Here is a 21264-nt window from a genome sequence, read left to right on the forward strand (position 1 = left end):
ATAAGATACCTCTGGCAAACCCGAAAATGCCCGCAGGGTCAAGGCTTAAGCGTCCAAAAACCGCATCTAAACCCTTGACCCCCGACCGCAAACGGCCTAATGCCCCGGCCGTGCAAGAGGTGCCGTGAGAACGGCTTAATAGGGAACCGGGTGTAAACCCCGGACTGTCCCCGCAACTGTAAGCGCTGAGTTTTCGGCCATATGCCACTGAAGGTAACTTCGGGAAGGCGGCCGCAAATGTCTGAGGCGCAAGTCAGGAGACCTGCCCTTTGCTGTCGTCCTTTGCGTGATCGGGGTGTGTCACAAGAGCGGGAGCCTTTCCTGAGCGGCGATATGTTTGACAGCGCGGATCGATGATCCGTGGCTGTTGCTTCGTCTGCGAAAGACTATACGACCCATGCGAACCTACCTTATTGCCGCGCTTACCACCGCCTCGGCCTTGGCCCTGATGACCGTGGCCGGCCACGCCCATAGCGGTGAAATTACTGAAGTCGTGGTCACCGTGACCCGTGAGCCTGTCGCCCTGTCCAAGGTCGGCCAGAGCGTCACCGTATTTGATGCCGAGACCATTGAAACCCGTCAGGAACTGTTCCTCAGCGACCTGATCGCCCAGTCGCCGTCCGTTTCGATCGCCCAAACCGGCGGCCCCGGTCAGGTCGGCACCGCCCGTTTCAGAGGTGCGGAAAGCGACCGCAGCCTGTTCCTGATCGATGGTGTGAAACTGGGTGACCCGTCGCAAATCGGCGGCGGTCTGAACCTCGGCCTATTGGCGCTGAATGACGCCGAGCGGGTCGAAGTCCTGCGCGGGCCGCTATCGACCCTGTGGGGCTCTCAGGCCATCGGCGGCGTGGTCGCCATCACCACCCGCACCCCGAAAAAGCCATTCGAAGCGCGTGTATCGGTTGAGGGGCTTGAGGATTACATCACGGCCCGCGCCTCAATCGGCGGCAAGGCGGATCGTCTGACCTGGGGCCTGTCAGGGGCCTATATCGACGATGAAGGTGTGTCATCGTTGCGCACGGGTTCCGAGAAAGACGGCTTTGAACAAAAGCACCTCAACGGTTATCTGAACTACGCCCTGACCGAGACATCGGGCCTGCGGGCCCGCCTGAGCCACACCGAAAGCGACTATGATTTTGACGGCTATGATGCGTCGTTTGCTCTGGCCGATACTCTTGATTTTGGTACACAGGATGAAAGTGTCGCCAGCGTCGGTTACTATAACCAGATGCTTGAGGGCCGCCTGAAAAACAGCGTCACCATCAGCCAGACCAAGACCGAGCGCGAAACCTCGGATCTGGCCAATGCGACCTCTTATCCTTTTGAGGGTCGGCAATTCAGCTATGACTATACCGGCGCGTTCACACTGTCGGAAGCCACCCAGTTCGTCTTTGGGGCATCGTCTGAGCGTTCTAAAATCATCGCCACCGGCCTTGTCAAATCGGTAACGCTAAACGGCCTGTTCGCGCAGGTCCGTCAGGATATCAACGCCCTGACATTGAACGCCAGCGTCCGCCGCGACGACCACTCGACCTTTGGCGATAACACCATCGGCCAGATCGCCGCCGCCTATGCGCTTAGTGATGCCGTGGTTCTGCACGCCAGTCTGGGTCAGGGCTTTAAGGCCCCCAGCCTTTATCAGCTTTATGACGGCTGGTCGGGCAATGTCGCGTTGAAGCCCGAAGAGGCCACTAATATCGACTTCGGCGTTGATGTTTACGGTGCCAACAATGGCCGCTATGGCGTGTCGGTCTTTGGCCGCAAGACGGAAAACCAGATCGACTACGATATGTCGACCTTCACCTATGGCAATATCGCCCAGACCAAGGCCTACGGCATCGAACTTGAAGCCGCGCGCGACCTGAGTGATGTGGTGAAGATATCCGGTAACTACAGCCATATCATCGCCCGCGACGATGCCAAGAACAGCTTGACCTATAAGAACGATCTGGGTCGCGCCCCTAAGCATCTGGCCAATGCCCATATCGACTGGCAGGCCACCGATGCCTTATCGCTCGGTGCCTCGGCGCGCTATGCCGGCAAGTCGTTTGAGAATATCTATAACACCCGCGAGCTGGGTGCCTATACTCTGGTCGATCTGCGGGCGGCATACCGCCTCAACGACACGGTCACCGTCTTTGGCCGGGTTGAGAACGCCACTGACGAAGACTATGAAACGGCAGCGAACTACGGCTCAGCCGGACGTCGTCTGTGGCTCGGTATTCGCGCTAATCTGTATTAATAACGTCACCAAGACAGGCTAAAAGCTTAACGGTGGTTAAGCCTGATGGAAGCACTTTCCCTATGGCTTTTTTATTCCCTGCCGGTCTACCCATTAGGTGTCCCGTCAACTCTATAATGGCGGAATAATTAGCTTAAGCCTTTCTTTTAATTATTTTTCCTCCTCCCATTAAAAAGGCCTCATGGTTCCCGTGAGGCCTTTTTATTGTGTGGGGAGCGTAAATTTATACCCGTTCAGACCGTCCAGTCGCCGGATTTTCCGCCCAACTTGGACGTGACTTCGATTCTCTCCAGGCGCATGGTTTTATCGACCGCCTTGAGCATGTCATAAAGCGTCAGCCCCGCTACACTGACCGCCGTCAGCGCCTCCATCTCAACCCCGGTCAGGCCGGTGGTCTTCACGATGGCTTCGATGGCAAAACCGGCTCCATCATCCATAGGCGTGATTTTGACCTCGACCTTGGACAGGGCCAGAGGGTGACACAGGGGAATAAGATCAGCCGTGCGCTTGGCGCCCATGATACCCGCCAGTTCGGCGGTAGTAATCACCGCTCCCTTTGGCGCCTTGCCATCACGGACTATCGCCACCGTCTCCGCCGCACAGATCAGCCGCCCGCGCGCCGTGGCCACCCGCGCCGTGGCGGCTTTTTCGGACACATCAACCATCTGCGCGCGACCATCGCCACCGATATGCGATAATTTATCTTGGCGCGCAATTTCATCCAAAAACCGGTGCCCACTTTTTGGATTGCGCTCTGACTTATCCATCTTCCCACCTTTTTCTGTCGGCCTGATCGGCGGCGGTCGGCTCAATCCAGCGTTCCGCCCCGGCGCCCTGCTCGCGCTTCCAGAACGCGGCCTCTGATTTCAGCCGGTCCATCATGTAATCCGCCGCCTCAAACGCGGCCCGCCTGTGGGCCGAGGCGGCGGCCACAAAGACAATATCTTCGCCCGCCTGAACCTGCCCGCAGCGATGCAGCACCATGACCCGCGCCACATGAAAACGCGCGCAGGCCGCGTGGGCTATCGCTTCCATACTTGCCTCAGTCATGCCGGGATACCAGTCGAGGTACAGATGATCGACGTCCTGTCCTGCCTTATCGACGCCGCGCACCTTGCCAGTAAAGGTGACGATAGCACCATCCGCCGCCCCTTCGGAAAACTCACGAAAGGCGGCGATACTATCCAAGGCCTCCGGCAATAACCGTACAATCAGATGATCCATGACGTACCATAACCGACACCAACGACGCAGGCAAAGCGTAGAAATAGTCCAGAACGCAAATACGGTTTTATAGCACCTCAGAATCGCTCGCGGCGCGTGCCTGTCGACGCAAACGAAATTTATGCCGTTTTTTTGGGTTACAACCTAAGATTTTTTACCAGTTCCTTATTCTCAACAAGATTTGTGCCCAAAGCGAACTCATTATCAAACACAAAAACCACAGAAAGCTCCGAAATCTACGCAATTAGGCATTTTATTAGTGTCATTTACCTTTGCTATGATAGGCTGATTTTGTGATTTGAGTGCTGATTGATTTCGTTAGACTATTTTTCGGTTTGGATTAGATGGGCCCTGTGCATTTCCAGATGTTGCGCCTTTTGGCCTCCACACCTTTTTTCGGAAAAAAGCCGCAGCGCCTGACCATTCCGTCTGGTGACGATCAAATCGCCTACAAAAATCTCCTCCATCGCCCGCAGGTGAGCCTTGACCTCAGTGAACTCAAGCAGTTCTATAAGGGTAAGCGCATACTCATTACCGGCGCCGGCGGATCGATCGGCTCCGAGATTGCCCAACAGGTCGCCGAAATGGGGGCCACGCATGTCAGCCTCGTTGAAAATTCCGAACTGGCGCTTTATTCCATCGACCAGAGCCTAAGCCTTAAGGCCAGGTTCGGCATGACCAAGCGGGCGATCCTGTGTGACATTCGTCGCAAGGAACGCCTGATGACCATCGTGCGGACGGAGCGCCCCGACATTATCTTTCATGCCGCTGCCTTAAAGCACGTCCCGATGGTTGAACAAAACCCGTCCGAGGGGGTGCTGACCAATGTGCTGGGCACGCAAAATCTGATCGAAGTCGCCAATGCCTGTAAGGTGGCTCAACTGGTCATGATTTCGTCGGATAAGGCCGTGGCCCCGTCGTCGCTCATGGGGGCTACTAAGCGTCTGGCGGAACATCTGATCCGTCATAATGGCCTCAAATCTTCTGCCTACACTCAGGCCTGCGTCGTGCGTTTTGGCAATGTGTTGGGCTCGACCGGCTCGGTCGTGCCGCTGTTCCGCGCCCAAATTGAGCGCGGCGGGCCGATCACCATCACCGACCCCAAGGCCGAGCGCTTTTTCATGACGATCCTTGAGGCGGTTCAACTTGTACTGCAGGCGGCGTTACAGAACACCAAGTCCAAAGCTGATATGCCGAACCTCTATGTGCTGGAAATGGGCACGCCGGTGAAGATCGTCGATCTGGCTAAGCGCATGATCCGGCTCTATGGCCTCAAGGCAGGACGCGATATCGAAATTAAATTCATCGGCCTGCGTGACGGCGAAAAGCTGACCGAAGATCTGACGGATATTGACGAAACACAGGCGCCAGTCATGCCCGGCATCTTTGAGGTTGTCAGCCAGAACGAAACCCATGTCATCGAACCGGAAGACCTGGAGCGTCTATTCCAGATCGCCTCTAAGTCGGAGGATGATCTGGTGCGCTCTCTCCTGTTTTCGTTCGTGAACAAGATCCACCGGCCGCAGGTGAACATAACCGCCGCCGCCGAGTAAACCACGTATCAAATAATAAAACCCCGGAAGTCATCTTCCGGGGCTTTATTTTGCTCTAAAGTTTTAGTTTTAACGCGCATTTGAGTCCAAAAACCGCTGCACACTTTTCGGAAACAATGTTAGGCGTAGCCAATGCGCTTTAATCCTTAAACGGATCTTCGGCATCGGGATCGTCTTCGGTCAGAAACTCAAACCAGATGCCGTTGAGGATGCCGAAGGTCACCGCCAGACCTAAGCCCAAAACCCACGTAAAATACCACATTTTCTAATCTCCATTTCGGCAACGCCGAATAAAAAAGCGGAAAATTTCAACGGGCCGCCCCAAGAAATTTTCCTCGATATCAGGAAGGGGGTCATGGGGAAACCTGGGTTTACCCATGAGACAAACAAAGGGGGCACATGGGGGAAAGTTTTTCCCCCCATGATCTTAATACATGTCCGGGTTCGTCCTGATGTTCTCGATCCCCACCCGGCCAAACAGAACCTTGTAAACCCATGCTGTATAGGCCAGCACGATCGGCAGAAATATCAGCGTCACCAAAAGCATGATGAACAAGGTCAGATGCGAACTGGAGGACGTCCAGACCAGAAGGCTGGACTTGGCATCCAAGGTCGACGGCAGGATGATCGGGAACATGGACGCACCGACCGAACCGATAATGCCAAAAATCCCCAGCGACGATCCGCCAAAGGCCAGCACCTCAGAGCGAGCCTTAAGCCCCACCAGCGCCAGCACGGGGCCAGCAAAGCCGACAATCGGCGCGATCCACATCCACGGATAGGTCACGTAGTTGGTAAGCCAGCCGCCCGCCATCGGTACGACCTCGGCGCGGCGCGGATTAGAAGCCCCGCTTGCGGCCACATCGCCGACCACCTGATAACCCAGATTGCCAAATTTGAGGAACAGGAAGCCGATGGCAAACAAGACGATCAGAGCAATACCGGCGACAAAGCCAAAGGTCATGGCGCGTTTATGAGCCTCACCACGCTCCAGCTTCAGACCGATCCAGGTCGCCCCTTGCAGCACCACCATAGCCACCGAGGTCAGACCGCACAAAACGGTGAACGGCGTAAACAGCCCCAAAAGACCGCCCTCATAGGTAATACGCAGATCACTGTCGAGACGGAACGGCGCCCCTTGCAGGACATTGCCAATGGCCACACCGAAAACTAGCGTCGGTACAAAGCCGCCGACAAACAGCGCCCAGTCCCAGTTCCGTCGCCAGGCCTTACCCGAGCGCTTGGAGCGGTACTTAAAGCCGACCGGCCGCAGGATCATGGCCATCAGCACCACGAACATCGCCAGATAAAAGCCTGAGAAACTGACCGCATAGACAAACGGCCAGGCCGCAAAGATGGCGCCGCCACCCAGGATGAACCAGACCTGATTGCCTTCCCAGGTCGCCGACACCGTATTAATGACTGCGCGGCGCTCCTCGTCGGTTTTCGCAACAAACGGCAGCAGGGCGGTGACCCCCATATCGTGGCCATCGGTGATGGCAAACCCGATCAGGAGGATGCCGATCAGAGCCCACCAGATAACGCGCAGGGTTTCAAAATCCAAAGGTATTTCCATGATTATTCTTCCTGAATATCTGTTTAAGCGGGCCCGGTGACGCCTTTGCCACCCTCAAGCGGGCTGGCTTCGGCCTCGTCGTGCATGTGGCCCATCTTGGAGGCATAGGGGCCTTTTTTGATCGTTTTGAGCAGCAGCCTGACCTCGATGACCGCCAGCGTACCGTACATCAGGGTAAAGCCGACAATGGTCATCCAGATTTGCGACTTGGTCAGGGAAGAGGCGCCCATAAAGGTCGGCAGAACCCCTTCGACTGCCCAGGGCTGACGCCCGATTTCGGCCAGCATCCACCCCGCTTCGATAGCAATCCACGGCAGAGGCATAGCCAGCACACACAGACGCAGGAACCAGCGCGTATGTTCGGCCTTACGCAGCGACACCAGAAGGAAGGCCGCCGCAAACAGAGCAATCATAGCCACCCCGATGCCCGCCATAATCCGGAACGTCCAGAACATGACCGGCACGTTCGGAATGACATCCAGTGACGCCTTGACGATCTGCTCATTGGTGGCGTTACGCGGATCGCTGACATAAGCCTTTAGCAGATAGCCGTAACCCAGATCACGCTTGTGCGCTTCGAACTGGGCGCGGGCAGCGATGTCGGTGTCATTGACTTTGAGCTTTTCAACCGCGTCATAGGCCAAAATACCGGAACGGATGCGGGCCTCGGCCTGATCGACCAGATCGAGAATACCCACCACCGGGCGATCAAGGCTGCGGGTCGAAATCAGGCCCAGCACATAGGGTACCTTAATCTCTAGATCGGTATGCTGGGTCTGCATGTTCGGAATACCAAACAGGGTAAGCCCCGCCGGTGCCGGTTCGGTGTGCCACATAGCCTCTAACGCGGCCAGCTTCATCTTCTGGTTATCGGTCAGGGCATAGCCTGACTCATCGCCCAGCACGACCACCGACAGGGAGGACGCCAGACCAAAGGCCGCCGCCACCGCCATGGAACGCTTGGCGACACTCACCCACTTGCCTTTAAGCAGATAGATGGCCGAAACGCCGAGCACGAATACCGCCGCACAGACATAACCGGCCGACACCGTATGGACGAATTTGGCCTGAGCGATCGGGTTGAACAGCACGGCCATAAAGTCATTAACTTCCATGCGCATGGTGGCCGGATTGAACTCCGCACCGACCGGATTTTGCATCCAGCCATTGGCGATCAGAATCCACAGGGCCGACAGATTGGTACCGAGCGCCACCAGAAAGGTCACCATCAGGTGCCCGACCCGCGACAGCTTATCCCAGCCAAAGAACATCAGACCAACAAAGGTGGCCTCCAGGAAAAAAGCCATCAACCCTTCGATCGCCAGCGGGGCTCCGAAGATGTCGCCGACAAAGTGCGAAAAATACGACCAGTTGGTGCCGAACTGAAACTCCATGGTCAGACCCGTGGCCACGCCCAGCACGAAGTTGATCCCGAACAGCGTCCCCCAAAAACGGGTGACGGTCCGCCATATTTCGCGCCGCGTCAGCACATAGACGCTTTCCATGATGACCAGCATGAAGGACAGGCCGAGCGTCAGCGGCACAAACAAGAAGTGATAAAGCGCAGTCAAAGCAAACTGCAGACGCGATAACTCGACGGTACTTAAATCCATAATAATTCCCCGTGCCCGTTCAACATTCCGATAATTATCCTATACAAATCGTATTCCCGTCATGCGGCATAGTGTCACGAAATCCGTGTGAAACCTTTATGACAATAGACACGCACAGACAGCTTGACTAATTTCACGACGCTTTTGAGAGCCAAAATCACTTAACAGCCCACCCGAAGCGCCCTAATGTCCGCGCTGTAACAGTAAGCTCACGCCAGATACAGGAACCAAATGTCGCACCCCACGGGCACCTCAGCTACGCCCCCGCCGGAACTAAAGCCCGCCAGATGCCTCAGACAGTGGCAAACCCTGGCCACAGGCCCGTCACGTTTGGCGGCCATGCTGAGCCTGTTAGACGTGGCCGCCGTCGTCGGATTTGCCGGTGCCTTAAGCGCCATTCTGGGCGGTCTAAGGCTTTATGGTACAGGTGGAGCGCATCTTTTTGGGCCGGTGCTGATTCTGGTGGCGTCCCTCTGCGCCAAAGCCGTTTTAGGCTATTTAATTCAAAAACTTAACCACAGGGCAGCGCGCGCCATTATCCTTAAAGTTCGTATGGATATTACCGGAAGACTGCTGCGCAGCCAAGGACTTTCCGCAACCCACGCGGTAAAACTTACGTCACTGTTTGAAGATACCGAAGCGCTGGAGGGATACTACGCCCGCTTTCTGCCGGCGCGCACTCTGGCGGCGATCACGCCGCTGATCCTGATTGCGGTCGTGGCGGTGATGAGCCCGTTGTCGGCCCTGATCCTGATGGGCACACTGCTTCCCTTTGTCGCACTGATGGCGCTGTCAGGCCTGACGACCTCTGCCCAATCGCGTCAGCAGCTTGATGCCTTATCGCGTCTGTCCAGCCTGTTTGCCGACCGCATGCGCGCTCTGCCACTGATCTTAAGCTTTGATAATGGCCCCGCCCAGACCACCGCCGTTAACCGTGCAGCCCGCGAAGTGTCCGAGCGCACCTTAAGCGTGCTGAAAATCGCCTTTACCGCCTCCGGGATTTTGGAGTTTTTCAGCGCGTTGGGCGTGGCGCTGGTCGCTGTCTATTGCGGTTTTGCCCTGCTCGGCCTCCTGCCATTTCCGGTGGCGGAGGTTCTGGATTTCAAGGGTGGAGATGCCTTTACGGCGGCGTTTTTTGCGCTGGCCCTGAGCCCCGAAGTCTATGCCCCCATGCGCCGCCTCAGTGCCGCCTATCATGATCAGCAAACCGCCGTGGCGGCGACCGAGCGGCTGATGCAGCTTACCCCGCGCCTGAGTGATGCGGCCACGATCCTTCCGATCACAGCCGCCCCGGCGATTGTGTTTGATAACGTGGTCGCCCGTTTTGAGGATGATCCCGATTACCGCATCGGGCCGGTTAGTTTTGAGGCCGCACCCGGTGAAGTCGTGGCCATAACCGGCGATACCGGTTCCGGCAAATCGACCCTGCTGCGCCGCCTGCTCAACCCGTCTGAGGCGTTTGATGGTCATATCCGGATCGACGGAGCGCCGCTGACTGCTGGCATGACCATAGCGCCGTCGATTGCGTGGATGTCGCAACACACGCCGATAGTGGCCGGAACTATTCGCGACAATCTGCGGCTGTCGAACACCGCGTTAAAGGATGCCGACATGCAGGCTGTGCTTGATATCACTGGCGTGTCGGCCATCATTGCCGCACGGACGGATGGGCTGGATCACCTGTTGGATGAGCGCGGATCGGGCCTGTCGGGTGGTGAGCGCCGCCGGATTGGCCTCGCGCGCGCCCTGCTGAAACCCGCGCCGATTTTGATACTGGATGAACCGACCGCCGATCTGGATGCCGCCGCAGAAGCTGACATTATCGCGGCTCTGATATGGGGTTTCACAGGCCGCACCGTCATCATGGCCACCCACTCTAAGGCCCTGAAAGCTTTGGCGGATAAGGTGGTGCCGCTATGAGCGCCTTTAAGACCTATTTCAAGCAGGCCACCCGCCCGTTCCGCAGCGATCTGATGACCGCAGGTTTAAGTGCCGCCGCGGTCAGTGTCGCCGCCGTCTGCCTTTTGGGGGTATCGGGCTGGTTTCTGGCCGGGGCCGCGATTGCCGGGGCTGTCGGTGGCGTGGCGGTGCAGATGTTCAACTATCTGCTGCCCAGTGCGGCCATACGCTTTCTGGCCATTGCACGCACGCTTTTGCGCTACGTCGAACGCTACAGCGGCCATGCGGCGGCCTTGCGAGCTTTGGCGGTCGTGCGCCCGCACCTGTTTTCGCGTATCGCCGCCGCCGATCCACAATACACTCTGAAACTCAGCCGTGGTGAGACCTCCGCCCGCTTTGTGCAGGACATCACCGTGCTGGAAAACCGGCTGGTAGCCCAAAGTGCGCCTGCATCGGCTATCGGCGGGATTATCGCGGCAGTGTCTTTAAGTCTGTTTCTGTCGCCGTGGGCTGCCGCTATTTTCATCGCCGGTCTGGGGGTGACACTTGGGGCCGGTATGTGGCTGGGACAGAAAACCGCCCGCCACGATCAGGCTCAGCGCGAACAGGCCATTCTGGGCGGTCTGAAACAGCGGTTCTTTGAGATTCTGCCCCTGACGCCGGATATTGCCGCCTATGACCTGAGCGAGCGCCTGCTGGCCGATATGGCCGCGCGGGAAGGCGATCTGGCCGCCGCAAAATCCGGTCAGATATCGCTGGACGGCCTGATCCAAAGTGTGTCGCTGGTGGTCATGGGGGTGACCTTAGCCGTACTGTTTCTAACCCATCGCGGCCATGACCTGCCCCTGCTGGCGCTGGCGGTGCTGGCGGTTACCGTCGGGTTTGAAAGTTCTGCGCCATTGTTGAAAGCCTTTGGCCAAAAGCGTGTTTTTGATGAAGCCGAAACCCGTGTCGCTGATCTGTACGATCAGGCCATGCCACACACCACCAATAGCAAGGCCTCCCTTACCGAAGGCCTGCTGACCGCTAAGGTTCAAAGCTTCCGGCTGGATCGCGATACCCGCCTGCTGATTTCCGGTGCGTCGGGGGCGGGCAAGACCCGGCTGGTTGAGACGCTAATGGGGCTGCGCCCCGCCGAGGCAAACCAGGGCCAATTTGACCGCCGCCTGTTCGCCCTAAGCCCGCAGGATGCCACGCCGCTCAATGGTACCATCCGCGACAATCTCAAGATGGCGTTTTCAACCGAGGCCCTTAAAACCTACTCAAAAGCCGAGCTTGACGCCATGATGATCGCGGCGCTTAGCGATGCGCAACTGACGTTAAAACCGCTTGATTTATGGATTGGCGATGGCGGGGTTACGCTATCGGGCGGCGAGAAAAAGCGCCTCGGCATCGCCCGCGCCCTGTTGCGCGATGCGCCGATCCTGATCCTGGATGAGCCGACCGAAGGGCTGGATGCCATGACCGAAACCCGCCTGATTGATGCCTTGGAGACGCGGCTGAACGCCGAACCACGCGGCCTGATCCTGATCAGCCATAAGCCTGCGCCCCGCCGTCTGTGCCGTGACGCTTTGAATATGGATTGACCCCGCCCGGACGCGGAGATAAGGGCAGTTTCACCAGAGACGATACCGGAGACGAACATGATCGCTTTTGCCCTTCACGGCGGTGCCGGTGCCAAGGCTGGCCGCGACTACAGCGCCGAAATCGCTGATATGCGCCGTATTGCTGAGGCGGCCCGCACGGCGCTTATGGGCGGAGCGACGGCGCTGGATGTCGTGACCGACACCGCGCGCGCGCTGGAGGATTCCGGGCTTTATGTAGCAGGCAAGGGTGCCTCACCCAACCTCAACGGCGAGTTTGAACTGGATGCCAGCATCATGAATGGCGTCGACAAATCCTGCGGGGCCGTCGCCGCCTTGCAGGGTTACGGCAACCCGATCGATGTCGCCCGTGCGGTGATGGAGCGCACGCCCCATGTCTTTCTGGCTGGAGACGGCGCACGCCGGTTTGCACAGAGCCAAGGCTTTAAAGCCCTGAGCAATCCCGAAACCTATTTCACCCGCGCCGGATTGTTCGAGTCCAATCACCCGCCGGGGACGTTAGCGCACGGTACGGTCGGGTGCGTGTGTCTGGACAGCTACGGGAATCTTGCAGCGGGCACCTCAACCGCAGGCGTGTTCGGCAAATTACCGGGCCGGGTCGGGGACACACCGGTGATTGGCTCAGGCACCTGGGCCGACGCGGAGGTCGCCGTCTCCTGCACCGGTCAGGGCGAATATTTCATCCGCGCGCAGGTCGCAGCCCAGATAGCCTACCGCCTGAAGGCCGGTCAGTCTTTAAGTGAGGCCACCGCGGCGGCTCTGCAAGAAGTGGTCGATTTCGGCGGCGAAGGCGGGCTGATCAGCGTCAGCCGAACGGGCGAAGTGCAGGTGCCGTTCCGCTCAGCCGGGATGAAACGAGCATGGTTTAGCGGCGATACCGACATTCAATCCGAAGCGTTCTAATTTTTTGTCGCGCATCTGAATCCAAAAACCGCTGCACACTTTTTGGGATGCGCTTACGGCTTATTCCGGTCGGCTCGCCACATAGACCGCACAGGCCGCCATAGCCACCAACACCCCCGCCGCCACGTAAATATTCGGTCGCGCCCCCCAGTAGAACAGGCCGTAGCCCACAGCCATGCCCCCCAGCGCCATGACCTTGGCCGGGCGGGATATGGACTTACGCTCATGCCAGTTACGCAAGGTCGGCCCAAAGCGCGGATGGTTAAGCAGCCACGCCTCAAGCCGGGGCGAGGACTTGCCAAAGCACCACACCGCCATAATCAAAAAAATGGTCGATGGCATCAGCGGCAAAAACGCACCCACAATCCCCAGCCCGACCATGACCAACCCGGCCACCAGCCAGATCAGGCGCGCAGGCGTCATACGGTACTTATCCGCCGGATTTGTTGGATCATCAGCGCTCATGACAAACCTTAGCGCCCTTTGTGCAACTCATTCTCACACCTTAGCAGAGTCCAAAGGGAAAGAAAGCCGCAATCCGTGTCTGCGACATTAGGGCACGTACGGCTTCACCGGAGCGTTAAGCTTAACATTTATCACTTTATTCAACCTGTCCTGTTAGGCTTTGCGTCAGTTTGCGCGCTATTTGATAATTACACGGCAGGTACGATGACCGGACAGAGCCAGAATACGCACGACACTATTCCCGCCAGTATCTCCGCCCTCATGGCCGGTGCGATCCACCAGACCCATGTGGCGGTTATCGTCATGGATGTGCGCGGACGGTTTATTTACGCCAATAATGCCTTTTCCGCCCTGACCGGACTTGACCGCCGCACCTTGCTTAAGCGCTCAATCTATGATCTGTGCCGTGATCAACCGGCCTCACGCGGGGCGATTGAAAGCGCCCTGAAAACCCTGCGCCGCAAATCCTCATGTGATGGCGAAGTCCTGCTTTACAATCGCGATCATCACCCGATCTGGGGCGGTTTTTCCGTCACCAAGGTTCGCGATGACGCAGGCAAGCTGTGGCTAGTGGCCACCGTTACTGACATCACCTATGGCAAGCTGTACGAGAGCCTGCAACAAAAGGTGCTGGAGGCTCTGATTCAGGACAAGGCCTTAAGCGACATCCTGACCCTGATCTGCCTTGAGGCCGAAGAGCTGTTGCCTGGCATTACCATGTCGATCCAGCGGATTGACGAGGACGGGCGCATCCGCCCTTTGGCCGGACCGCAACTGCCCGACAGCTATAAACAGGCGCTGAATGGGGTGCCGATTGGCCCATCGGTCGGCTCCTGCGGCACCTCGGCCTATCGCGGGGAGCCGGTGCTGGTCAACGACATCGCCACCGACCCGCTATGGAAAGGCTATACCCAACTGGTCGCGCCCATGGGGTTCAATGCCTGCTGGTCGACACCGGTTAAAAACAAGTGCGGTCGCGTGGCGGGTACCTTTGCCTTTTATAGCCATAGCGCCATCACCCTAACCCCGTTCATGCAAAGCATGGTCGATATCTGCACCCGCCTGTGTGCGCTGGCGTTTGAAAAGCGTGACTATGAAGACCGGTTGCAGTTTCTGGCCCACCATGATGCCCTGACCGCCCTGCCCAATCGCACCTTTTTTCAGCGCCGCCTGAGCGAAGAGGCTATCCGCGCCCGCCGCCGTAAATCTGCACTGGCGCTGCATGTTATCGACCTCGACCGCTTTAAGGAGGTCAATGACACTCTGGGCCATCCGGTCGGTGATGATGTGCTCAAAATCGTGGCGCGCACCCTGATCGAACATTCCAGCAAGACCGATGTCATTGCGAGGCTTGGCGGGGATGAGTTCATGCTGCTCCAGACCGGCGTAAAGTCTGCCGAAGACGCCAGACTGCGGGCCGAACACCTGATCCATGCCGTGCGCAACGCGATCATGGATCACGTCCCGCTGACGGCGGGCATGGTCAGCGCCAGTCTGGGCTATGCGCTCTACCCGCAGGATGCCGCCAATATCGACCTTCTGATCCGCCATGCCGACATGGCCCTTTACCGTGCCAAAAGCGAAGGCCGCAACCGGGCCTGCGCCTTTGACGCCAGCATGGCCGATGCCGTCAATCACCGCCGCCGTCTTGAGCACGACCTGCGCGACGCCATGACCAACGGGGCCAGCGGATTATCTCTGGCCTATCAGCCGCAACTGCGTCTGAGCGATCAGACTGTGCTGGGCTTTGAGGCGTTGCTGCGCTGGAACCATCCGCAATTTGGGGCCATCGCCCCCGACATTTTCATCCCCATCGCCGAAGAAGCCGGGCTGATTGTGCCTCTGGGCGAGTGGATACTGAAAGAAGCCTGCACCACCGCCGCCACATGGGACATGCCGCTCACCATCGCCGTCAACCTGTCGCCGCTACAGATATTTGACGGCGATCTGGCCCATCACGTCCACGACATCCTGATCCGCACGGGGCTTGCGCCGTCACGGCTGGAACTGGAAGTGACCGAAGGTGTGCTGATCCAGAATACTGACCGGGCGCTGCATATTCTGCGACGTCTCAAGATGCTGGGCGTCAGCATCGCCATGGACGATTTCGGCACCGGCTATTCGTCGCTCAGCTATCTTCAGATTTTCCCGTTCGACAAGATCAAGATCGACCGCGCCTTCATCAGTGATCTGGAACGCAACGGCCATGCCAAGGCCATTGTGCGGGCCGTCATTGGTCTGGGTCATGCTATCGGGGTGCCGGTACTGGCCGAAGGGGTCGAAACCGAAAGCCAGCTTGAGATTTTGCGCAGCAATGGCTGCGACGAGGCCCAGGGCTTTCTGATCGGACGGCCCATGCCGCAGGCTTCGATTGCGTCCTACCTGTCGCTGTGGGCCCACCCCGCCTCAACGTCGCTCAGCCAAACGCCTCAAAAAATGTCCCGCGCGTAAGCTTGCCATCGATCTTGCAGATAACATCGACATGGGCTTTGAGACACACGGTCCGTTCCGGCAAGCGCGTGATGACGTGCTCAAACCGCGCGCGCGGGCCATGGCGCTGAACGGTTGAGGCTACTTCAAACCGCTCCCCGCCGGTAAGCGGCGAGAGAAACGTCAGATCCATGTGCGCCACCATCAGGAAGATATTACGCGCCACCAGATCCTTGAAATGCACCCCGTGCGCCTCCAGAAACTCATGGCGGGCATGTTCGCAATAGACCAGATAATTGGCGTTATTGACCACGCCTTGGGCGTCACATTCCGAATCACGCACCTTCATTTCGATAACAAACGGTGCGGCGTCTTGAGTGGTCATACCTGTCTCCGATTTTGGATAAACCATAGTTTACCCAGTGGCTGGTCAAAATAGCGGCCACATACCATGAGGGCAAGATACTCATAAAAACAAAACCTTATGATGCATACATAGTATACACTCGCGCCACAGGCAGCTTTAACATCATACCTTTTGCGTACCGTCAGCCTCAAAAACCCTTAAGGATAGGGTGTCCCGTAACTACGTGACATGACGTCCACGGATAATTCCCTCATAAAGCGAACATCCGGTTTGAGACGTTATGAGTGCGCGTCTCTGATGGAGCAAAGGGCGTTTTTCTTTGTTCCTGTGCGGGGTCAATGTGCCGCTCCCCCCCTGAGTACATGGCCCCGTGCAACGGAATGTTGCGTATCGCGTGCAGGCTTTCCATAAAAACCGCTAATTTTTCCGGAATGCCTCACGATCAGTTCAAGCGTACCTTTTGTTCCCCATAAGGATTACGGCTGTGACCACCGCCCCTCTTCCACGACTGCTGATCATTGATGACTGCGACGCCAATCTGGTGTTCGTGCGCTATATGATGACAGCCCTTGGGGCAGATTTCGACATTGCCCGCTCCGAAACCGAAGCCAAGGCCTTACTGGCTGGCGAATCGTATGGTGCCGTGCTGATCGACCATCAGCCGTCGCGGATCAATGCTCTGGGACTACTCGACTGGATGAGCGGCCTTGAGGTCAAACCGAGGGCGCTCGTGACCACCACCGATCCGTCGCGTCAGATCATCCAGCGTCTGTTTGATGCCGGATGCGATCACTTCCTTCACCGTCCGCTGAGCGCCAACGCCTTGTGCCGGCTTATCCCCGACATGCTGTTTGGCCACACGGACGGTCTGGCTCTGGCTGGGTAACTTGGCCGGGCAACCGGAGCCGGATACATTCCACCGCTGATAACGCTGACTTGAAAGGGACAGCCTTGTTTTGATGTGGTGTCCGCCGCCCGCATGGGCTAAACAGGGTTCGACGCCAATCGAATCCCGATAGCGCGTGACCGAAACATGGGGCGGGAGTCATGGGCCGGGCAGCAAAGAGTGATGAACCGGGTCTTCAGGACTATCTGGACCGGATTCACCGTGCCGAAAATTTCGATGACATATGGGCGTTACTCAATCAGTTTCGCGCCCGGAAGGGCTTCACCAGCCTGACCTACATGCATATCCCACCGCTGGGCGCACTTGATCAGGAAAAGCCCCTGATTGCCTCCGAAGGCTTTGCCCAGGACTGGGTCGCGCACTTCATAGAAAATGATTACATCAGTATCTCGCCGGTTATGGAGTATGCGCGCACCGCCATCACCCCATTCTGCTGGTCTGACATTATGAACGAAGACCTGCGCGACACCACGACCTCACCGGAAATCCGTAAGTATGTGACGAATTATCTGGCCTATAATGTGGGTGACGGTCTGGCGTTTCCGCTTTATGGGCCGATGGGGCGGCGCGCCCTGTGTTCGGTCGGACTACCTGAAATCAAAATGGCCGTCCCTGCGGTTTTACGTCAGGAATTGCAGATCATCTTTCAGGGGGCTCATTTACGCTATTGCGACCTGATCCTGCAAAGCCAGTCAAAGCAAGCCGACCTGTCGCCGCGTGAAGTCGAAATCCTCAGTTGGGTGGCGCGGGGAAAGTCCAACAGCGTTATCGCCAACATCCTTGAGGTCTCAACCCACACCATCGACACCCACATGCGCCGCATCTATGCCAAGCTGAATGTCACCGACCGGGTGGCCGCCGCCATTTACGGCGTCGGGGCTGGTATTCTCAAATAGCCCGCCGAAAGGTCAGGTTGTACCGTCGCGCGCCGATGCCCGGACAGTGGCCCGGTTTCAGCGGGGCGATGCCATGAAACCTGAGCCGCGAAGCCCCACCGAACACCACCACATCGCCATGCCGCAAGATGATCTTTTGTGTCGGATCAGTCCGCGCCATACCGCCCCACAGGAAGACCGCCTCAAGTCCCAGTGACACCGACACAATCGGCTGGCTGAGATCGGTTTCATCGCGGTCCTGATGCAGGGACATACGCGCCCCCGGCCCATAGAGGTTGATCAGGCAGGCGTCCGGATCGAACCCCTCAAAGCCCGCTGCCTGCGCGGCTTCAACCGCCAGGTCACGAAACCCGTCCGGCATATCAGGCCATAGCCTGCCGGTTTGCGGATCGCAGGCCTCATAGCGATAGCCGCGCCGATCAGACACCCAGCCCGCAGCCCCGCAATTGGTCATGGCGGCCGACATCGGCTTGCCCCCCGGTGTCATCAGGCGGCGAAACGGAGCCTGTGCTGCCACGTCCTCAATGTCGGCGATCAAGGCCTCAGCCTGCGCCAGAGCAAATCCGCGTATAAGCACGGCCCCGTCACTTAGGGCTTGCGGGCCGCTCTGCCCAAATAAATCCAGAGTCTCCGCCATTCAGGCCGCATCGTGGAAAATAATACCGGCGGCAAAGCGCTCACCTGTGCGAATCGGGCTAACGCCGTGACGCATAGTGACGCGGTAATTGCCGCGCGTCCCCCTGACCGGACGGTGATGCACGGCTATGACCGCAGCGTCGCCCCGATACAGTGGCACAACCTCAGCCCGTGACTGCATCCGCGGTCTTTGCTCAGTGAGCACCAGTTCCCCGCCGGTGAAATCCTCATCCGGCTCCGACAGCAGCACGACCACCTGCAGCGGAAAAATATGCTCTCCGTACAGATCCTGATGCAGGCAGTTATAATCACCGTCATGATAGCTCAGCAGCAACGGCGTCGGCCGCCCCTGCCCCGCTTCGTGACAGCGCGCCAGAAACTCTTCAAGCCGCAAAGGATAGCGCGTGGCAATATCCATATAGGCGTTCCAGCGATTGGCGACCGGGGCCAGCATTTCATAAAGCTCATGACGCAGGGTCGAGATCAGCGGCGGCAGGGGATAGGTGAAATATTTATATTCGCCCTTACCGAAGCCGTGGCGCGCCATATGGATGTGACTGCGAAACGCCGGGTCGGCCGCCCACAGGTTTTTGAGATCAGCGCACTCTTCGGCACTGATCAGGCCCGGCAGCAGGCCCCAGCCCTGCGCATCCAGTTCGCGCATCAGACGCGGTGTGTCGGCCAGACGCGGATTGTCGCGCACTATGGAAAGATCAAGCGTATCCATTACCTCTCTCCTCACGTTGCAGCAGGGATTGTTTGCGCTTAACCCCCCAGCGATAGCCGATAAGTGATCCGTTTCTCCCGATAATGCGGTGGCAGGGAATGACGACCGCGATACGGTTGGCGCCGCAGGCGGCAGCTACCGCGCGCACGGCCTTTGGATTACCGACACGCTGCGCCAATTCGGAATAGGTCAGGGTCTGCCCCGCCGGCACCGTCATCAGGGCCCGCCATACGCTTTGCTGAAATGCCGTGCCGCGCAGATCAAGCGGGCCGTCATAAGCCGCAGCGGGCGCATCGATCAGGGCGATGGCTTGCGCCAAAACGGCTCTAAGCCCAGCTACGTCTTCGATCAGTTCGGCATCGGGAAATCTGAGGGTCAACTGATCCCGCAAAACCTTCGGGTCGTCATCGATCATCACACTGCACAGACCGGCGGTACTTTGGGCAACCAGCACCGCCCCCAGACTGGACGGGCCTGTGGCGTAATGGATGGTTTCGGCAGGTGGTGAACTTTTGGGCATAAGCGCCTCCGGGCAGGATTATATCAGAGGTCGATTATGGCGAATAATGAATTCTAACACCGGCCATTTTCGGACATTATATTTGCGTTCTCCCGTTTGTGAAATTATACCTCCAAGCCAATCTTTGGCTTGGCAAGGGCGACCGCCCGCCGTCGCCCCTGCGACGAGCCTCGCGGCGTTTGAGCGTAAATATAATGTCCGAAAATGGCCGGTACGCGCTCAAAAACATGCTAGTCTTTTTCCCATGAACCGCGAAGATACCTATTATAACGCCTCACTGGCCCGCGACGTGCGCTTTGACGGCGTGTTCTTTATGGGCGTCACCTCGACCGGCATCTACTGCCGTCCGATATGCCCTGCCAAAAAGCCAAAGCCCGATAATTGCCGCTTTTTTGACAGTGCCGAAGCTGCCGAAAAAGCCGCGTTTCGCCCGTGCTTACGGTGTCGGCCTGAACTGGCACCGGGTCTGGCCCCCATCGATGATTCTGGTCGCATCGCCAGCCTGATTGCCCACCGGCTCGAAGAAGGCGTTATTTCGGGCGACAGCGGACTTGAGGACATCGCCGACCAGTTCGACCTGAGTGCTCGTCAGATCCGGCGCATTGTGCAGGCGGAACTGGGGGTGTCCCCTATTGAGCTGATCCAGACGCGGCGGCTGCTGCTGGCCAAGCAATTACTGACCGAAACCCGGCTACCGGTAACCGAAATTGCCTTTGCCAGCGGGTTTTCCAGCCTGCGCCGGTTCAATGATGCCTTTCAGAAACACTACGCCCTGACACCTTCGGCCTTGCGCAAATCGGCAGGTGCCGCCGATTCGGATAGCTTATCGCTGCAACTGAGTTATCGCCCGCCCTATGACTGGGACGGCATACTGGCCTTTCTGAAAGGCCGCGTCATGACCGGTGTCGATGTCGTCGGTGAGGATTTTTATGCCCGCACGATTGAGCTGGGCGGCCACACCGGCTGGGTACAGGTGCAAAATGCTGCGCACAAAAACGCCCTTATGGTCGATATCGCGCCCGCCCTTTTGCCGGTCTTGCCCGCGTTTTTGGGACGGTTGAAAAACCTGTTCGACCTTCAGGCCCGTCCCGATGTGATCGCCGCGCGACTATCCGAAGCCCCCCTACTCAAACCGTGGGTAGAACTTAATCCCGGCCAGCGCGTGCCGGGGGCATTTGACGGTTTTGAAATGACCATGCGCGCCATTCTGGGCCAGCAAGTGACCGTCAAGGCGGCCACCACCCTGTCGTGCCGCTTTGCCGAAGCCTTCGGTGCGCCGGTCACCACCCCGATCGAGGGCCTGACCCGCCTTAGTCCGCGCCCGGAACGGATCGCTGCCGCCACGGTCGACGACATTGCCCGCTTAGGCATCATCAGCCGCCGCGCCAAATGCATGATTGCAGTCGCGCAAAAGGTATCCTCAGGCGAACTGAGCCTGGAGGCCGGGATCAAGCCAGAAACGGTCGTGGCACAGCTCACCACCATCCCCGGCATTGGTCCATGGACTGCCCATTATATCGCCATGCGCGCCTTAAGATGGCCGGACGCCTTCCCAAAGGAAGACATCGCTGTGCTCAATAACCTCAGCCGCGATCTGCCTAAACGCCTGACGCCAAAACAGGCGGAAGCGGCCTCGCAGAACTGGCGGCCATGGCGCGCCTATGCCGTCATGCACATCTGGAATCGTGCTTAGTTGCATTTG

Annotated in this window: 19 protein-coding genes and 1 riboswitch; of the genes, 9 read left to right on the top strand and 10 right to left on the bottom strand. The window is 58.0% G+C overall.

Features of this window, described 5'->3' with window-relative positions:
- Positions 1 to 100: 100 nt before the first annotated feature.
- A riboswitch (cobalamin riboswitch) is annotated at positions 101 to 285 on the top strand.
- Positions 286 to 397: 112 nt separating this feature from the next.
- On the top strand, positions 398 to 2242 hold the full coding sequence (locus OVA03_RS08505; RefSeq protein WP_267523635.1) for a TonB-dependent receptor plug domain-containing protein: 1845 nt from the start codon (positions 398 to 400) through the stop codon (positions 2240 to 2242).
- Positions 2243 to 2475: 233 nt separating this feature from the next.
- On the opposite strand, the gene moaC is transcribed toward OVA03_RS08505, so the two are convergent.
- Together moaC and OVA03_RS08515 are read right to left on the bottom strand one after the other, a co-directional pair.
- Positions 2476 to 3009, bottom strand: a complete 534-nt coding sequence (moaC, locus tag OVA03_RS08510; RefSeq protein ID WP_267523637.1) for a cyclic pyranopterin monophosphate synthase MoaC — start codon at positions 3007 to 3009, stop codon at positions 2476 to 2478.
- Positions 3002 to 3466, bottom strand: coding sequence for a molybdenum cofactor biosynthesis protein MoaE (locus OVA03_RS08515; protein ID WP_267523638.1), 465 nt, complete (start codon positions 3464 to 3466; stop codon positions 3002 to 3004). The genes moaC and OVA03_RS08515 overlap by 8 nt, the downstream gene beginning before the upstream one ends.
- 344 nt (positions 3467 to 3810) lie before the next feature.
- Between OVA03_RS08515 and OVA03_RS08520 the strand changes: the two genes are divergently transcribed.
- The gene (locus OVA03_RS08520; protein ID WP_267523640.1) at positions 3811 to 5019 is read left to right on the top strand and encodes an SDR family NAD(P)-dependent oxidoreductase; all 1209 of its coding nucleotides are present in this window, start codon (positions 3811 to 3813) and stop codon (positions 5017 to 5019) included.
- 139 nt (positions 5020 to 5158) lie between these two features.
- On the opposite strand, the gene cydX is transcribed toward OVA03_RS08520, so the two are convergent.
- The 3 genes from cydX to OVA03_RS08535 all read right to left on the bottom strand — a co-directional run bounded on the left by cydX (position 5159) and on the right by OVA03_RS08535 (position 8208).
- Positions 5159 to 5281, bottom strand: a complete 123-nt coding sequence (gene cydX, locus OVA03_RS08525; protein ID WP_267523643.1) for a cytochrome bd-I oxidase subunit CydX — start codon at positions 5279 to 5281, stop codon at positions 5159 to 5161.
- Positions 5282 to 5446: 165 nt separating this feature from the next.
- Positions 5447 to 6595: a cytochrome d ubiquinol oxidase subunit II gene (gene cydB / locus OVA03_RS08530; protein WP_267523645.1), complete on the bottom strand. Its 1149-nt coding sequence runs from the start codon at positions 6593 to 6595 to the stop codon at positions 5447 to 5449.
- Between the two features lie 23 nt (positions 6596 to 6618).
- Positions 6619 to 8208 (bottom strand): cytochrome ubiquinol oxidase subunit I, encoded by a 1590-nt coding sequence (locus tag OVA03_RS08535; protein WP_267523647.1) that lies wholly within the window; start codon positions 8206 to 8208, stop codon positions 6619 to 6621.
- Positions 8209 to 8439: 231 nt separating this feature from the next.
- Here OVA03_RS08535 and OVA03_RS08540 point away from each other — a divergent pair, with 231 nt between their 5' ends.
- The 3 genes from OVA03_RS08540 to OVA03_RS08550 are packed head-to-tail and all read left to right on the top strand — an operon-like array spanning position 8440 to position 12614.
- Positions 8440 to 10128 carry an ABC transporter ATP-binding protein/permease gene (locus OVA03_RS08540; RefSeq protein WP_267523650.1) on the top strand — a complete coding sequence of 563 codons (1689 nt, stop codon included), beginning with the start codon at positions 8440 to 8442 and terminating at the stop codon, positions 10126 to 10128.
- On the top strand, positions 10125 to 11693 hold the full coding sequence (locus OVA03_RS08545) for an ATP-binding cassette domain-containing protein (protein ID WP_267523652.1): 1569 nt from the start codon (positions 10125 to 10127) through the stop codon (positions 11691 to 11693). The genes OVA03_RS08540 and OVA03_RS08545 overlap by 4 nt, the downstream gene beginning before the upstream one ends.
- 57 nt (positions 11694 to 11750) lie before the next feature.
- Positions 11751 to 12614 carry an isoaspartyl peptidase/L-asparaginase family protein gene (locus OVA03_RS08550; protein WP_267523654.1) on the top strand — a complete coding sequence of 288 codons (864 nt, stop codon included), beginning with the start codon at positions 11751 to 11753 and terminating at the stop codon, positions 12612 to 12614.
- A 60-nt stretch (positions 12615 to 12674) separates the two neighbouring features.
- Here OVA03_RS08550 and OVA03_RS08555 read toward each other — a convergent pair whose 3' ends face one another.
- Entirely contained in the window at positions 12675 to 13079 is a 405-nt protein-coding gene (locus OVA03_RS08555; protein WP_267523656.1) for a YbaN family protein, read from the bottom strand.
- Positions 13080 to 13283: 204 nt separating this feature from the next.
- Here OVA03_RS08555 and OVA03_RS08560 point away from each other — a divergent pair, with 204 nt between their 5' ends.
- Positions 13284 to 15530, top strand: coding sequence for an EAL domain-containing protein (locus OVA03_RS08560; RefSeq protein WP_267523661.1), 2247 nt, complete (start codon positions 13284 to 13286; stop codon positions 15528 to 15530).
- On the opposite strand, the gene OVA03_RS08565 is transcribed toward OVA03_RS08560, so the two are convergent.
- On the bottom strand, positions 15496 to 15894 hold the full coding sequence (locus OVA03_RS08565) for an acyl-CoA thioesterase (protein ID WP_267523664.1): 399 nt from the start codon (positions 15892 to 15894) through the stop codon (positions 15496 to 15498). The two genes, OVA03_RS08560 and OVA03_RS08565, sit on opposite strands and share 35 nt — an antisense overlap.
- Before the next feature lie 466 nt (positions 15895 to 16360).
- Between OVA03_RS08565 and OVA03_RS08570 the strand changes: the two genes are divergently transcribed.
- Both OVA03_RS08570 and OVA03_RS08575 read left to right on the top strand, forming a co-directional pair.
- The gene (locus OVA03_RS08570) at positions 16361 to 16762 is read left to right on the top strand and encodes a response regulator (RefSeq protein ID WP_189485449.1); all 402 of its coding nucleotides are present in this window, start codon (positions 16361 to 16363) and stop codon (positions 16760 to 16762) included.
- Between the two features lie 161 nt (positions 16763 to 16923).
- A complete protein-coding gene (locus OVA03_RS08575) occupies positions 16924 to 17679 on the top strand; it encodes a helix-turn-helix transcriptional regulator (protein ID WP_267523666.1) in 756 nt (251 codons plus the stop codon).
- Here OVA03_RS08575 and alkB read toward each other — a convergent pair.
- Genes alkB through OVA03_RS08590 form a run of 3 tightly spaced genes read right to left on the bottom strand, consistent with a single transcriptional unit; the run spans position 17672 to position 19562 of the window.
- Positions 17672 to 18316 (bottom strand): DNA oxidative demethylase AlkB, encoded by a 645-nt coding sequence (gene alkB, locus OVA03_RS08580; RefSeq protein WP_267523668.1) that lies wholly within the window; start codon positions 18314 to 18316, stop codon positions 17672 to 17674. The two genes, OVA03_RS08575 and alkB, sit on opposite strands and share 8 nt — an antisense overlap.
- On the bottom strand, positions 18317 to 19042 hold the full coding sequence (locus OVA03_RS08585; protein ID WP_267523670.1) for a 2OG-Fe(II) oxygenase: 726 nt from the start codon (positions 19040 to 19042) through the stop codon (positions 18317 to 18319).
- Positions 19029 to 19562, bottom strand: coding sequence for a methylated-DNA--[protein]-cysteine S-methyltransferase (locus tag OVA03_RS08590; RefSeq protein WP_267523672.1), 534 nt, complete (start codon positions 19560 to 19562; stop codon positions 19029 to 19031). Before OVA03_RS08590 ends, OVA03_RS08585 begins: the two co-directional genes overlap by 14 nt.
- Positions 19563 to 19806: 244 nt before the next feature.
- Here OVA03_RS08590 and OVA03_RS08595 point away from each other — a divergent pair, with 244 nt between their 5' ends.
- Positions 19807 to 21255 carry a DNA-3-methyladenine glycosylase 2 family protein gene (locus tag OVA03_RS08595; protein ID WP_267523674.1) on the top strand — a complete coding sequence of 483 codons (1449 nt, stop codon included), beginning with the start codon at positions 19807 to 19809 and terminating at the stop codon, positions 21253 to 21255.
- Positions 21256 to 21264 lie beyond the last annotated feature (9 nt).

The sequence above is a fragment of the Asticcacaulis sp. SL142 genome (assembly GCF_026625745.1).
Taxonomy (GTDB): domain Bacteria; phylum Pseudomonadota; class Alphaproteobacteria; order Caulobacterales; family Caulobacteraceae; genus Asticcacaulis.

Bases quoted from the DNA above. Each gene is read 5' to 3' on its own strand.
- OVA03_RS08545 (WP_267523652.1), top strand. From the start codon at position 10,125: ATGAGCGCCTTTAAGACCTATTTCAAGCAGGCCACCCGCCCGTTCCGC.
- alkB (WP_267523668.1), bottom strand. From the start codon at position 18,316: ATGGCGGAGACTCTGGATTTATTTGGGCAGAGCGGCCCGCAAGCCCTA.
- OVA03_RS08585 (WP_267523670.1), bottom strand. From the start codon at position 19,042: ATGGATACGCTTGATCTTTCCATAGTGCGCGACAATCCGCGTCTGGCC.
- OVA03_RS08565 (WP_267523664.1), bottom strand. From the start codon at position 15,894: ATGACCACTCAAGACGCCGCACCGTTTGTTATCGAAATGAAGGTGCGT.
- OVA03_RS08540 (WP_267523650.1), top strand. From the start codon at position 8,440: ATGTCGCACCCCACGGGCACCTCAGCTACGCCCCCGCCGGAACTAAAG.
- OVA03_RS08595 (WP_267523674.1), top strand. From the start codon at position 19,807: ATGAACCGCGAAGATACCTATTATAACGCCTCACTGGCCCGCGACGTG.
- cydX (WP_267523643.1), bottom strand. From the start codon at position 5,281: ATGTGGTATTTTACGTGGGTTTTGGGCTTAGGTCTGGCGGTGACCTTC.
- OVA03_RS08515 (WP_267523638.1), bottom strand. From the start codon at position 3,466: ATGGATCATCTGATTGTACGGTTATTGCCGGAGGCCTTGGATAGTATC.
- OVA03_RS08550 (WP_267523654.1), top strand. From the start codon at position 11,751: ATGATCGCTTTTGCCCTTCACGGCGGTGCCGGTGCCAAGGCTGGCCGC.
- OVA03_RS08590 (WP_267523672.1), bottom strand. From the start codon at position 19,562: ATGCCCAAAAGTTCACCACCTGCCGAAACCATCCATTACGCCACAGGC.
- OVA03_RS08520 (WP_267523640.1), top strand. From the start codon at position 3,811: ATGGGCCCTGTGCATTTCCAGATGTTGCGCCTTTTGGCCTCCACACCT.
- OVA03_RS08575 (WP_267523666.1), top strand. From the start codon at position 16,924: ATGGGCCGGGCAGCAAAGAGTGATGAACCGGGTCTTCAGGACTATCTG.
- OVA03_RS08555 (WP_267523656.1), bottom strand. From the start codon at position 13,079: ATGAGCGCTGATGATCCAACAAATCCGGCGGATAAGTACCGTATGACG.
- moaC (WP_267523637.1), bottom strand. From the start codon at position 3,009: ATGGATAAGTCAGAGCGCAATCCAAAAAGTGGGCACCGGTTTTTGGAT.
- OVA03_RS08560 (WP_267523661.1), top strand. From the start codon at position 13,284: ATGACCGGACAGAGCCAGAATACGCACGACACTATTCCCGCCAGTATC.
- OVA03_RS08535 (WP_267523647.1), bottom strand. From the start codon at position 8,208: ATGGATTTAAGTACCGTCGAGTTATCGCGTCTGCAGTTTGCTTTGACT.
- cydB (WP_267523645.1), bottom strand. From the start codon at position 6,595: ATGGAAATACCTTTGGATTTTGAAACCCTGCGCGTTATCTGGTGGGCT.
- OVA03_RS08505 (WP_267523635.1), top strand. From the start codon at position 398: ATGCGAACCTACCTTATTGCCGCGCTTACCACCGCCTCGGCCTTGGCC.